Origin of the sequence: Pseudonocardia sp. McavD-2-B, assembly GCF_024124365.1 — a bacterium.
GTDB lineage: Bacteria > Actinomycetota > Actinomycetes > Mycobacteriales > Pseudonocardiaceae > Pseudonocardia > Pseudonocardia alni.
The window spans coordinates 1-12539 of record NZ_JAMXSG010000167.1 but is presented as its reverse complement, the minus strand read 5'-3'; the positions used below and the strand labels follow the sequence as shown (position 1 = coordinate 12539).

General features: G+C 73.6%; 13 protein-coding genes and 2 pseudogenes. 11 read left to right on the top strand and 4 right to left on the bottom strand.

Going from position 1 to position 12539, the window contains the following annotated elements:
• Positions 1–285: 285 nt before the first annotated feature.
• The gene (locus NH602_RS20155; protein ID WP_073573684.1) at positions 286–681 is read right to left on the bottom strand and encodes a DUF5318 family protein; all 396 of its coding nucleotides are present in this window, start codon (positions 679–681) and stop codon (positions 286–288) included.
• A 194-nt stretch (positions 682–875) separates the two neighbouring features.
• Here NH602_RS20155 and NH602_RS20150 point away from each other — a divergent pair, with 194 nt between their 5' ends.
• The 4 genes from NH602_RS20150 (at position 876) to NH602_RS20135 (ending at position 4363) form a co-directional block, all read left to right on the top strand.
• Positions 876–1520: a PadR family transcriptional regulator gene (locus NH602_RS20150; protein ID WP_073573685.1), complete on the top strand. Its 645-nt coding sequence runs from the start codon at positions 876–878 to the stop codon at positions 1518–1520.
• A gap of 1 nt (position 1521) precedes the next feature.
• A complete protein-coding gene (locus NH602_RS20145) occupies positions 1522–2601 on the top strand; it encodes an inositol-3-phosphate synthase (RefSeq protein WP_073573686.1) in 1080 nt (359 codons plus the stop codon).
• A gap of 365 nt (positions 2602–2966) precedes the next feature.
• Positions 2967–3569: a C40 family peptidase gene (locus NH602_RS31990; protein WP_073573687.1), complete on the top strand. Its 603-nt coding sequence runs from the start codon at positions 2967–2969 to the stop codon at positions 3567–3569.
• A gap of 74 nt (positions 3570–3643) precedes the next feature.
• Positions 3644–4363, top strand: coding sequence for an SDR family oxidoreductase (locus NH602_RS20135; RefSeq protein ID WP_253068612.1), 720 nt, complete (start codon positions 3644–3646; stop codon positions 4361–4363).
• On the opposite strand, the gene NH602_RS20130 is transcribed toward NH602_RS20135, so the two are convergent.
• Complete coding sequence (locus NH602_RS20130) at positions 4332–5246, bottom strand: LysR family transcriptional regulator (RefSeq protein ID WP_073573689.1); 915 nt, start codon at positions 5244–5246, stop codon at positions 4332–4334. The genes NH602_RS20135 and NH602_RS20130 overlap by 32 nt on opposite strands.
• Before the next feature lie 82 nt (positions 5247–5328).
• On the opposite strand from NH602_RS20130, the gene NH602_RS31445 reads away from it, so the two are divergent.
• The 6 genes and pseudogenes from NH602_RS31445 (at position 5329) to NH602_RS20105 (ending at position 8137) form a co-directional block, all read left to right on the top strand.
• Entirely contained in the window at positions 5329–5463 is a 135-nt protein-coding gene (locus tag NH602_RS31445) for a hypothetical protein (RefSeq protein ID WP_255497419.1), read from the top strand.
• Positions 5460–6278: pseudogene (locus NH602_RS20125) on the top strand (DMT family transporter); the annotation flags it as partial. The gene NH602_RS31445 and the pseudogene NH602_RS20125, both read left to right, overlap by 4 nt.
• A gap of 142 nt (positions 6279–6420) precedes the next feature.
• Positions 6421–6552: pseudogene (locus tag NH602_RS31985) on the top strand (DUF1707 domain-containing protein); the annotation flags it as partial.
• An 87-nt stretch (positions 6553–6639) separates the two neighbouring features.
• On the top strand, positions 6640–6879 hold the full coding sequence (locus NH602_RS31980; protein ID WP_253068613.1) for a hypothetical protein: 240 nt from the start codon (positions 6640–6642) through the stop codon (positions 6877–6879).
• 50 nt (positions 6880–6929) lie between these two features.
• A complete protein-coding gene (locus NH602_RS20110) occupies positions 6930–7685 on the top strand; it encodes a UPF0158 family protein (protein WP_073573691.1) in 756 nt (251 codons plus the stop codon).
• Entirely contained in the window at positions 7682–8137 is a 456-nt protein-coding gene (locus NH602_RS20105; RefSeq protein WP_073573692.1) for a HEPN domain-containing protein, read from the top strand. The genes NH602_RS20110 and NH602_RS20105 overlap by 4 nt, the downstream gene beginning before the upstream one ends.
• Before the next feature lie 153 nt (positions 8138–8290).
• Here NH602_RS20105 and NH602_RS20100 read toward each other — a convergent pair whose 3' ends face one another.
• Complete coding sequence (locus tag NH602_RS20100; RefSeq protein ID WP_253068611.1) at positions 8291–9046, bottom strand: hypothetical protein; 756 nt, start codon at positions 9044–9046, stop codon at positions 8291–8293.
• Between the two features lie 46 nt (positions 9047–9092).
• Entirely contained in the window at positions 9093–11954 is a 2862-nt protein-coding gene (gene leuS / locus NH602_RS20095; protein WP_073573694.1) for a leucine--tRNA ligase, read from the bottom strand.
• A gap of 207 nt (positions 11955–12161) precedes the next feature.
• Here leuS and NH602_RS20090 point away from each other — a divergent pair.
• Positions 12162–12539 (top strand): SdpI family protein (locus NH602_RS20090; protein ID WP_253068610.1); only part of this gene is annotated, 378 nt, incomplete at its 3' end.

Here is a 12539-nt window from a genome sequence, read left to right as displayed (position 1 = left end):
ACCGGGGGGCGGGGGCATCGGGGGACGGGGGCCCACGCCCGGTCGGGGTGCCGGCGGGGGCATCGGGGGACGGGACCGCGGAGGACCGGGGGGCGGGGGCGGGGGCGGCGGCGGGGTGCGCCGGGGGTCACGCTCGTCGTTCACCGGGCGGCTCCGTGGGATGCGGTGGACCGGATCCGCAGCGGCCCGGGCCGGGGGTGCCCGGGGCGGAGGGGATCCGGCAGCGGACCGGCGCGGTGCGCGCGGTCCGGGTGGTCGTGCTCGTCGGGCAGGGTGCCATCGGACTCAGCCACCCGCACTCCGCCGGCCGCGGCGGGGGCGGCCGGTGCCGAGGACGAACGAGCGGACCAGGTGGTTCCAACGGCACTCGGTGCACACCTCGACGACGTGCACGGAGAAGTCGGCGACCTGTGCCGCGAGCTGCTCGAGGTCCGCCGCGGAGCGGGCCGAGCCGGAGACGTGGCGCAGGCTCTCGCCGAACACCCACGAGACCTGGGCGAGCTCCTCGTGGCGGCAGACCGGACAGGCCCGACCGGCGGACGTCCCGTGGAAGCGCGCGGCGCGGAGCAGGTAGGCACCCGCATCGCACACCTCCTCACGTCCGACCCGGCCGGCCCGGACGTCGGCCAGCAGAGCACGGCGCTGCAGGGCGTAGTCCACCACCTGTCGCGGGCTGAGCACCCGACCAGGGTACGCGGGACGGACCCGCGGACCCATCGCCGTCCCGCACGGGCCCCTGCGGACACGACCGTTCCGTCCCTGGTCGGGGTACTCGTCCGGTCCGCGACCACCTGTGACGACGATCATGGAGGGGACGGATCGATGTATCGGACCGATAGGATGACCGGTCGGCGGTCCGCACGGAGGAGGTCGCGATGCTGGACTTCGCGGTCCTCGGCCTGCTCCAGGACGGTCCGCTGCACGGGTACGAGCTGCGCAAGCAGCTCGGCCGCAGGCTCGGCGGCTTCCGCGCGTTCTCCTACGGCTCGTTGTACCCGGCCCTGCGCCGGCTGCTCCGGGCCGGGTCGATCGCCGAGACCACCGACGAGGCGGGTGATCAGTACGGACGCGCTCCGGGACGGCTGCGACGGGGCAGGCGGGTCTACCGCATCACCCCGGCGGGCCAGGACCGGTTCGCGGCCATGCTCGCCGAGGCCGGCCCCCAGGCGTGGGAGGACGGAAGCTTCGACGTGCACCTGGCGTTCTTCGCGCGGACACCGGCGGAGACCAGGATCCGGATCCTGGAGGGCCGCAGACGGGCCGTCGAGGAACGCCGGGACGGTCTGCGCACCGCGCTCGGCAGGCCCTGCGAGGGGGTCGACCGCTACACCCGCGAGCTGCACCGGCTCGGGCTGGAGTGCTCCGAGCGCGAGGTGTGCTGGCTGAACGAGCTGATCGCGACCGAACGGGCCGAGCAGGGTGCCGCGGACGGCCGCGACGAGAGGACCTTCCCCGGCGGCGGGCCATCCCGGCCCGCGACCGGCGGGGTACGACAGGACGAGACAACAGGAGGAGCCTGACATGAGCCAGGTTCGGGTGGCGGTCGTCGGCGTAGGCAACTGCGCGGCGTCGCTGGTCCAGGGGGTTCACTACTACGCGGACGCCGATCCGTCGACCCAGGTCCCCGGCCTGATGCACGTCGACTTCGGCGGGTACCACGTCCGGGACGTGACCTTCGTGGCCGCGTTCGACGTCGACGCGAAGAAGGTCGGTCAGGATCTCGCCGACGCGATCTCGGCCAGCGAGAACAACACGGTCAAGATCGCGGACGTGCCGCCGCTCGGGGTGACCGTGCAGCGCGGGCCGACCCTCGACGGTCTCGGCCGCTTCTACCGGGAGACCATCACCGAGGCCGACGGCGAGCCCGTCGACGTCGTACAGGCGCTGCGCGACACCGGGGCCGACGTGCTGGTGTCCTACCTGCCGGTGGGCAGCGAGGACGCCGACCGGTTCTACGCGCAGGCCGCGCTGGATGCGGGCGTCGCGTTCGTCAACGCGCTGCCGGTGTTCATCGCCTCGGACCCGGAGTGGGCGGAGAAGTTCCGCGCCGCCGGCGTCCCGATCGTCGGCGACGACATCAAGTCCCAGGTCGGCGCGACCATCACCCACCGGGTGCTGGCGAAGCTGTTCGAGGACCGCGGCGTGCAGCTGGACCGCACGATGCAGCTCAACGTGGGCGGGAACATGGACTTCCTGAACATGAAGGAGCTCGAGCGGCTGGAGTCCAAGAAGGTCTCCAAGACCCAGGCCGTCACCTCGCAGGTGGACCGGGACATGGGCAAGGGCAACGTGCACATCGGCCCGTCGGACTACGTGTCCTGGCTGGACGACCGCAAGTGGGCCTACGTCCGGCTCGAGGGCCGCGCGTTCGGTGACGTCCCGCTGAACCTGGAGTACAAGCTCGAGGTCTGGGACTCCCCGAACTCCGCGGGCATCATCATCGACGCGGTGCGGGCGGCCAAGATCGCGAAGGACCGCGGCATCGGCGGACCGATCCTGTCGGCGTCGAGCTACTTCATGAAGTCGCCGCCGGAGCAGTACCGCGACTCCGAGGCCCGCGACAAGGTCGAGGCGTTCATCCGGGGCGAGATCGACAGCTGATCCGTTTCTCGGTACAACGGCCCGGGGACGACCGTGCAGGTCATCCCCGGGCCGTTGCCGTACCGAAGACGTTCCGGAAGACGACATTACCGATCCGGAATGTTCTCGTTATTCGTCGTGAGCGCAGTCATGCAATGAATGTGCCCTGCGTCATTTATTTGCGCGATATCTGTTCGTAATGTGCGGTCCGGCCTTGCGCGACCACCGCCCATCCGGGGTGAGGGGTGCAGGGTCACCGCCGGGCGACGACGCGGGCGGGTCGTGAGTGCCGTCGGTGTCCCCACCGGAACTCCCCCTTCGTACCGGCGCCCACGGGTCCCGCCCCGACCGCTCCTCCGGTGGTGCAACATCCCGAGGACCCCACCGTGCCCCAGCGTCATTCCGCTCCGGCGCTCCGCGTCGCCGTCGTGGCCACCACCGCCGCCGCGGCCGCTGTTCTGTCCGTGCTCCCCGCCGCCACCGCGGCCCCCACGGACGCCACCGCATCCGCGGCACCCGCCGCGGAGACCGTGACCCGTGACGTCGCCCCGGCCGCGAACGTCCTGCCGGCGCTCGGCGCGAACCCGGCCGCGATGTCGGTCTCGTCCGCCGCGCAGGCCGCGGCCCCGGCCGCACAGGCCGCCGCCGCGCGCAGCGGTGCGATGGCCACCGCGATGGCCCAGCTCGGCAAGCCCTACCGCTGGGGTGCCACCGGTCCGAGCGCCTTCGACTGCTCCGGCCTGGTCAGCTACGCGTTCGACAAGGCGGGCAAGGACCTGCCCCGCACCAGCCGGGCCCAGGCCCAGGTGGGCACCAAGGTGTCCAAGTCGAACCTCAAGCCCGGCGACCTGGTGTTCTTCTACAGCCCGGTCAGCCACGTCGGCATCTACATCGGCGACGGCCAGATCGTGCACGCCTCCACCAGCGGTCAGCCGGTGAAGATCTCCGACATCGACCGGATGCCGTTCAACTCGGCCCGCCGCGTCTGAGCGCGCACGCTCCCCGGTACGACGACCGGCCCCGTCCTCGCGCAGGACGGGGCCGGTCGTCGTAGGTTCATCGGGTGACCGCTCCCCGCCGCCCGCTCGCCCTGATCACCGGTGCCTCCCGGGGCATCGGCGCCGCCACCGCCCGGCTGCTCGCGCCGCGCTACGACCTGGTCCTGGGCGGCCGGGACGAGAAGCGGCTGGAGACCCTGGCCGGTGAGCTGACCGAGGCGGGCCCGGTCGCGGTCCGCACCGTGGCGGTCGAGCTCACCGACGACGACGCGCTGGCCGCGGCCCTCGACGGCATCGACCGGCTCGACGCGCTGGTCCACTCGGCCGGGGTCGGGGAGCTGGGCACCGTCGCGGAGACCACCGCGCAGACCTGGCGCCACCAGTTCGACGTCAACGTCGTCGCGGTCGCCGAGACGACCCGGCTGCTGCTGCCCGCACTGCGCGCGGCGGGCGCCGACACCGGTGCCGACGTCGTGCTCGTCAACTCCGGGTCCGGGCTCACCGCCCGCGCGGGCTGGGGGTCCTACGCGGCGAGCAAGTTCGCACTGCGCGCGTTCGGCGACGCCCTGCGCGCGGAGGAGTCCGGGCACGGCATCCGGGTCACCTCGGTGCACCCGGGCCGGGTGGACACCGCCATGCAGGAGCGGGTCGTCGCCCACGAGGGCGGCGAGTACGACGGCTCGCGGTTCCTGTGCCCCGAGTCGGTCGGTGCCGCGATCCTGGCCGCGCTGACCGCGACCCGCGACGCCCACCTCACCGAGATCGTGGTGCGCCCGCAGGGCTGAGCGCCGACTGCTCGCGGAGCTCGTCGAGGGCCGCCAGCAACGGTGGCGCCGCCGCCGCGGCGTCCCGGACCACCGCCAGGATCGTCCGCACCGGCGTGGGCCGCACGACCGGCACCGCACAGGTCCCGGCCGGCAGGTCGACGGCGCCGAGCCGGGGGAGCACGGTGACGCCGATGCCGGCGGCGACGAAGGCCAACGCCGTGCGGTAGTCGTGGGCCTCGACGTGGAACGGCGGGCGGAACCCGGCGGCGGCGCAGGCCTCGACCAGGTTGCGCCGGCACCACCCGCGGGCGAAGTCGTTGTCCACCCACCGCTGTCCGGCCAGCTCCGCCAGGTCGACCTGCTCCGCCCCGGCCAGCGGGTGCCCCTCGGGCACCACCACGACGTAGGGGTCGTCGAGCAGGTGGTGCACCGAGAACCCGGGCCAGGCCTCGAATTCCGGTCGTTCGACGGCGATCTGCAGGTCCGACCGGTCGGCCGGGTCGTCGGGCAGCCACTCACGCAGGGCCAGGTCGAGCCGGACCCCCGGGAAACCGGCGGTCAGCCTGCGCACCACCCGCGGCATCCAGGCGGACCCGACGGAGGCGAAGTAGGCCACCGCCAGCGACCCGGTGCGTCCCGTGCGCAGATCCTCGACGAGCACCTGGGCCTCGCCGAGCCGGGCCAGCACCGCGTCGGCCTGTTCGGCCAGCAGGAGCCCGGCCGCGGTCGGCCGCAGCCCGCGCCCCACCCGTTCGAACAGCACCAGGCCGGTCTCCCGGGCGAGCGCGGTGACGTGCTGGCTCACCGCCGAGGGCGTGTACCCCAGGTTGGCGGCGGCGGACTGCACCGACCCACCGGCCACGACCGACCGGAAGATCATCAGACGGTGAGCGTCGAGCACGCGGACAAACGTACAGCAGAACTGAATCCAGAGGTAGAACATGTCGCTGGTGCTGAACCGTGAGTAGTCCGACGATGGCTCCATGACCACCGTGAACCTGGGACTGCTCGCCCTCACCACCCCCGCCACCCTCGCTGCGCTGTACCGGTTGTTCCGGGAACGACCGCGACGGTTGCCCGTCCGCACCGGCTACGACACCCGCCGGCCCACCCTGTGAGCGCCGCGACCCGGCCGGGACTGCTGCCGCTCGCCGCCGCGGCCACCACCGTCGTGCTCTGGGCCTCGGCCTTCGTGGGCATCCGCGCCGTCGGCCACGACCTGTCGCCGGGCGCGCTGGCCCTGGGACGGATGTTGGTCGGGGCCCTGACCCTGACCGCGATCCTGACCGTGGTCCGCGCCCGCAGACGCAGCCCCGGCCCACCCCTGCCCCGCGGACGGTTGCTGGCGGCGGTCGTGATCTGGGGCGCGGCCTGGTTCAGCGTCTACAACCTCGCGCTGAACGCGGCCGAGCGGCACCTCGACGCGGGCACCACCGCGTTGCTGGTGAACGTGGCACCGGTGGTCGTCGCCGTGCTCGCCGGGCTCCTGCTCGGCGAGGGATTCCCGGCACGGCTGCTGGCCGGGATGGCCGTCGCGTTCGCCGGGGTGGTGCTCATCGCGGCGGCGTCGTCGGCCGGGGGCGCCGACCTGTCCGGGGTGCTGCTGGGGCTGCTCGCCGCACTGGTCTACGCGGGCGCGGCCGTCGCACAGAAGCGGCTGCTGCCCCGGGTCGACGCCCTGACGATGACCTGGACGGGCGCCGTCGCCGGGGCCGTCGCGCTGCTGCCGTTCCTGCCGTCGCTGGTCGCCGCGCTCGCCACGGCACCGCCGACGGCCGTCGCCGGCGTCGTCTACCTGGGGGTGTTCCCGACCGGAGTCGCGTTCCTGACCTGGGGATACGCACTGACCCGCACGACCGCGGGCCGGCTGGCCGCCACCACGTACGCGATCCCGCCGGTGGTGGTCGGACTGTCCTGGGCACTGCTCGGGGAGGTGCCGGCACCGGCCGCGCTCGCCGGCGGTCTGCTGTGCCTCGTCGGCGTCGCGGTCGCCACCCGTTCGGCCCCGCCCCGGGGGCGCGGATCGTCCGAACGACAGACCCCCGTGTCCCTCCCCGTCGCTACGCTCGACGGGCATGGGGGAGTCCAGGGACGACGAGCGGTCCGTGATGCGGGTGTCGGACGCCGACCGCAGCGAGACCGCGGAACGGCTGAAGCTGGCGTACGACGAGGGCCGGCTGTCGCTGACCGAATACGACGAGCGGTTGCAGCAGGCCTACGCGGCGACCGTCCGCGCGGACCTCGACCGGCTGGTCACCGACCTGCCCGCGGTCGAACGCACGACGCTGCCGTCGGTGCGTGCCGAGACGGCGCAGGTGGAGAAGGCCGAGGCGAGGCGTGAGCACCTCACCGAGTGGCGCTCGTGGGCCGGCACCTCGGTCGTCCTGACCGGCATCTGGGTGGTCACCGCGTTCGCCTCGTCCTCCGACGGGGAGGGCCTCCCGTTCTTCTGGCCGATCTTCCCGATCGGGATCTGGGGGGCGGTCCTCGTCGCGCACTTCCTCTTCGGCTCCGGGGAGAAGGAGGACGGCTGAGGGTCCCGCGGCGGCTGCCACGCGCACCGGACCGGGCATAGAGTCGCCCCGTGCTCGACCCCGCCCGCCTCGACCTGTCCGCGCTCGCGGACGCGCTCGAGGACCGCACGCCGGAGGTCACCTGGTACCTCGACCCGGCCGACGCCGAGGTGCACGGCGTGTCCGGCGACGGCCGGCCCGGTCCGGACTGGGTGGAGATCCGGCCGGTGACCAGCCGGGAGTCCTACCGGGACATGTCCGACTTCACCGCGGGCGTGCAGCACCGGCGGGCCGCGGCGCTGCTGGACCGCGCGATCGACGGCCGGGGCGCGTTCCGCCGGTTCAAGAACACGCTGTTCGAGTTCCCCGAGGTCCGTGACCAGTGGTACCGCTTCCGCGACGCCCGTTCCCGCAGGCGCGCGGCGGACTGGCTGGTCGCGGCCGGCCTGATCGGCGCCGACGACGGCGAGCGGCTCAGGGCCCGCCACCCCGATCCGGACCCGTCCAACGACGACGTGCCCGCCGCCGTCGCCGACGACCTGGGTCTGCTCTACGGCCCCCGGCTGCGCCAGGTGCTGCTGTTCGGGTCCTGGGCGAGCGGGGAGGGCTCGGTCGAGTCCGCGATCGACCTGCTCGTGGTCCTCGACGACGACGGTTTCCCGATCCTGCCCTGGGAGGAGGTCCGCGCGATGGACGACGTGCTGTGGCAGCACACCCGGCGGACCGGGCTGACGATCAGCGTGCTGCCGGTCGGCCAGGGCGAACTCGTCCGCGCCGCCGACCCGACGGTCGTGCGTGCCCGCGCCGAGGCGGTGCGGATCCGGTGACCCGGCGGGTGCACGGCGGGATCGCCCGGGCCCGGGTCGAGCTGGGCGGGGCCCGGGTGCTGGCCGAGAACGGCTTCGGCGACGCCGCGGTCTCCCGCGCGTTCCACGCCGCGTTCCGGGCCGCCGAGACCGCGCTGCTGGTGCTGGGGGAGACCCGCGCCGAGCACTCCGAGGTGGTCAGCGCGTTCGTGCGTCGGGTGGTGCGGGAACGGTCGCTGGACCCGCGGGCCGGGCGGTTGCTCCGGTCGCTCTACAACCGGCGGGCGCTGGCCGACCACTCGGACGTGACCGCCCCGGCGGCGGAGGCGCGTGCGGCCCTCGACGACGCCGCGTTCGTGCTCGACGCCGTGGAGGCCTGGCTCGCCGAGCCGGCCCTGTCCGGGCCGCCGGACCCGGGGACCGGGGCGACCCGGCGGCCGGAGAAGCCGGTCAGGCGCGGGTCCCGCGCCTGACCGGCCCGCCGGGCGCGCCCCCGGAAGTCGGAGAACCCCCGCGCGCCGCCTGCAGGTGGTACGTCATGACGTGGCCCCTCTCGCCGTCCGACCACGGGCTGGTCGCTCGGACGAGGGGATGCCGCCCGGGGGCCGGCCGTTACGGCGCGCGGGTCAGAAGAAGTCCCCGCCGAAGTCGGAGTCGTTGTCGAACAGGCCCCCGCCCTCGAAGCCGCCCTGGTCGGCGCCGTCGTAGCCGCCGTCGGCACCGCCGTCGAAGCCCGGGTCGTCGAGGGCGGCCCCGTCGGCGTAGGCGGCCTGGTCGGCGCCGGCCATCCCGCTGAACAGCGAGGTGAACAGCAGCGCCGAACCGACGCCCCAGGCCCCGGCGACGAGTGCCGGCTTCCACCACGGCTCGGAGTACCAGCCGCGCGGCACCGGACGCCCGGCGACGGTCCCGCCGGGGTAGTAATGGCTGTTCCGGTCGGTCGGCTGCGGCGACGCGCCCAGGCTGCGGCCCTCCACCTCGACCTCGCGGTCCTCGGTGACCTCACCGGCGCGGGACTGGCCCGGCAGCGGCGGCAGCTCGGGCCCGGGGTCCATGCCCATCGCCGTGCGTGCGGCGCGGATGTAGTAGAGACCCTCGTAGGCGGTCTCGGTGACCTGACGGCACTGCGCGGCCGTGCGCGCCTGCTCCATCTGCGAGCCCGCGGCGGTGTAGCGCTCGGCGGCGTCGGCCAGCGCCTGACGGCTCGGGTCGTCGGTCCCGGTCAGGGCCAGGACCTGGCCGCCGAGGCGCTCCACCCAGCGCCGGGACTCGGCCTGGGCGTCCGCCAGAGCGGCGGCGGAGTCCGCGTTGTGCCGCCGTACCAGCCACACGACGGCCGCGACGACGGCCAGGACGACGATCAGGGTCAGGACTGCGCTCATGACGGACCTCCTGCCCGCTCAACGGGCAGGAGGTCGCCTGCGTTCCCTACCGGACGACGTTGACCAGGCGCCCCGGCACGACGATGACCTTCTTCGGCTCGGCCCCGTCCAGCGCGGCGACGACCTTCTCGTCGGCCAGCGCGGCCGCCCGGATGTCCTCCTGGGCGGCGTCGGCGGCGACGGTGACCCGCGAGCGGACCTTGCCGTTGACCTGGATCGGGTACTCGACGGTGTCCGCCACCAGGTAGCGCTCGTCGGCGACCGGGAACGGCGCGTAGGTCAGTGTGTCCTCGTGACCCAGCTTCTGCCACAGCTCCTCGGCGATGTGCGGGGCCAGTGGCGCCAGCATCAGCACCAGCGCCTCCGCGACCTCGCGCTCCACCGGCGCCCCACGCTTGGTCAGCGCGTTGTTCAGCTCGATCAGCTTCGCGGCGGCGGTGTTGTAGTGCAGCGCCGGGAAGTCCTCGCGGACACCGGCGATCGCCTTGTGCAGCGACCGCAGGATCTCCTCCGACGGCGCGTCCTCGACGACGGTCACCGCTCCGGTGCCCTCGTCGACCAGGTTGCGCCACACCCGCTGCAGGAACCGCTGCGGGCCGACGACGTCCCGCGTCGACCACGGACGCGAGGCGTCCATCGGGCCGGTGTACATCTCGTACAGCCGGAAGGTGTCGGCGCCGTAGCGGTCGCACATGTCGTCGGGCGTCACGACGTTCTTCAGCGACTTGCCCATCTTCCCGTACTCCCGGGTGACGGGCTGCCCGTTCCACGTGAAACCGGCGCTCGTGCCGTCCTCGCCGACGACCTCGACGACCTCCTCCGCGGGCACGTAGGTCCCGCGGGCGTCGGTGTAGGCCCAGGCCTGGATGTAGCCCTGGTTGAACAGCTTCCGGAACGGCTCCTCGCTGCTCACGTGGCCCAGGTCGAACAGGACCTTGTGCCAGAACCGCGAGTACAGCAGGTGCAGCACGGCGTGCTCGACGCCGCCGACGTACAGGTCCACGCCGCCCGGGTCGGCGACCGACCGGGCCGCGTCTTTGCCGATCCAGTACTTCTCGGCCTCGGCGGAGACGAACCGCTCGGTGTTCTCCGGGTCCAGGTAGCGCAGGTAGTACCAGCACGACCCGGCCCACTGCGGCATCGTGTTCGTCTCGCGGCGGTACTGCTTCGGGCCGTCACCCAGGTCCAGCTCGACGGCCACCCACTCGTGCGCCCGGGAGAGCGGCGGCTCCGGCTCGGAGTTCGCATCGTCCGGGGCGTAGGTCTTGGGCGAGTAGTCGTCGACGTCGGGCAGGACGACGGGCAGCTTGTCCTCGGGCAGCGCGATCGGGCCGTGCTCGTCCCAGACGACCGGGAACGGCTCGCCCCAGTAGCGCTGCCGGGAGAACAGCCAGTCGCGCAGCTTGTACTGCACGACGCCCTCGCCGGCGCCCTTCGCGGCCAGCCAGTCGATGATCGTGCGCTTGGCCTCGTCGACGCCCAGCCCGTCCAGGCTGATCTCGTCGTTCGCGGAGTTGATGGTCGGGCCGTCGCCGGTGTACGCGCCGCCGTCCCAGTCCGGCGGCGGCTGCACCGTGCGCACGTGCGGCAGCCCGAACGCGGCCGCGAAGTCCCAGTCCCGGGTGTCCTCGGCGGGCACCGCCATGATCGCGCCGGTGCCGTAGCCCATCAGCACGTAGTCGGCGACGAACACCGGGACGGCCGCGCCGTTCACCGGGTTGGTGGCGTACGCGCCGGTGAACACACCGGTCTTGTCCTTGTTCTCCTGGCGGTCCAGCTCGGACTTGCGGGCGGCCTCGGCCCGGTACGCCTCGACGGCCTCGGCCGGCGTCGCGGCACCGCCGGTCCAGCGCGCGTCGGTACCGGCCGGCCACTGCTGCGGGACCAGCGAGGAGACCAGCGGGTGCTCGGGCGCCAGCACCATGTAGGTGGCGCCGAACAGGGTGTCCGGGCGGGTCGTGAAGACCTCGATCGACGCGTCCGAGCCCGGCACGGCGAAGCGCACGCGAGCGCCCTCGGAGCGGCCGATCCAGTTGCGCTGCATCGCCTTGACCGACTCCGGCCAGTCGACCCGGTCCAGGTCGTCGGCCAGCCGGTCGGCGTAGGCGGTGATCCGCATCATCCACTGCTTCAGGTTGCGGCGGAAGACGGGGAAGTTGCCGCGCTCGGAGCGTCCCTCGGGGGTGACCTCCTCGTTCGCCAGCACGGTGCCCAGGCCGGGGCACCAGTTGACCGGCGCCTCGGAGATGTAGGCCAGCCGGTACCCGTCGACGGCGGCGCGCCGGTCGGCCTCGGACAGCTCGGCCCAGGGTCGGCCGTCGGGGGTCGGACGGGTGCCGGCCTCGAACTCGGCGCGCAGCTCGGAGATCGGGCGGGCGCGGTCGGCGTCGGTGTCGTACCAGGACTCGAAGATCTCGCGGAAGATCCACTGGGTCCAGCGGTAGAACCCGATGTCGGTGGTGGACACCGAGCGACGCGGGTCGTGGCCCAGGCCCAGCTGGCGCAGCTGCTGCCGGTAGCGGGCGATGTTGGCCTCGGTCGTCGTCCGCGGGTGCGTCCCGGTCTGGACGGCGTACTGCTCGGCGGGCAGCCCGAAGGCGTCGAAGCCCATCGGGTGCAGCACGTTGTGGCCGTTCATCCGCAGGTAGCGGCCCAGCACGTCGGTGCCGATGAAGCCCAGCGGGTGCCCGACGTGCAACCCCGCCCCGGAGGGGTAGGGGAACATGTCCATCAGGTAGACCTTCGGCTTCTCCGAGCCGGGCTGCCCCGGGTCGGGGGCGTGGAAGGTCTGCTCGGTCTCCCAGAAGTCCTGCCACTTCCGCTCGATCCGGGCGGCCATCTCGGCGTCGTAGCGGTACGCCGGTCGGTCCGCGCGCTGCTCGGACGCGGTCGTGGTCTCGGTGCTCATGTCCGTCTCACCTCGGGGATGCCTGTCGTGACGGCCCGACTCGGGGCCCGGAACACGTCGCGGCCCCTCGTGCGCATCACGCAGGAGGGGCCGTCGCGGCGCCGTGTTGTGGCTACGACGCCGCGCCGGGAAGTCGGCGGGCCGTGCACATGTGACCAGGGTAGCCGGGGCGGGCATCCCCGTTCCCCCGGGTTCTACCCTGGTCACGTGCCCACGACGCTCCGCCTGCTCCTCGCCGCCCTGCTCCTGCTGGCCGGGGTGGTCCTCGTCGTCCTCGCCGTGCTGGGGGCGACCGGCCGGCTGCCGCGCAACCGCTTCGCCGGCGTCCGCACCGCGGACAGCCTGCGGACCGCCGACGCGTTCGCGATCGCCAACCGGGTGGCCGCGCCGCCGGTCGGCGCCGCGGGGGCGATCGCCCTGGTCGGCGGGACGGTGCTGCTGGTCCTGGACCGGACCGGCGCCGCCCCGTGGGTGCTGGGTGCGATCGCACTGGTCGGGACGGTCGTGCTCGCCGGACTCGGGGGCGCGGTCGGGGCCCGGGCCGCGGCGGCGGCGATCGCCGCGCAGGCCGCGGCCCCGAGCTGC

Excerpts from the sequence above, each read along its gene's own strand:
- NH602_RS31445 (WP_255497419.1), top strand. The coding sequence starts at position 5,329 with ATGACCACCGTGAACCTGGGACTGCTCGCCCTCACCACCCCCGCCACC.
- NH602_RS20145 (WP_073573686.1), top strand. The coding sequence starts at position 1,522 with ATGAGCCAGGTTCGGGTGGCGGTCGTCGGCGTAGGCAACTGCGCGGCG.
- leuS (WP_073573694.1), bottom strand. The coding sequence starts at position 11,954 with ATGAGCACCGAGACCACGACCGCGTCCGAGCAGCGCGCGGACCGACCG.
- NH602_RS20100 (WP_253068611.1), bottom strand. The coding sequence starts at position 9,046 with ATGAGCGCAGTCCTGACCCTGATCGTCGTCCTGGCCGTCGTCGCGGCC.
- NH602_RS20150 (WP_073573685.1), top strand. The coding sequence starts at position 876 with ATGCTGGACTTCGCGGTCCTCGGCCTGCTCCAGGACGGTCCGCTGCAC.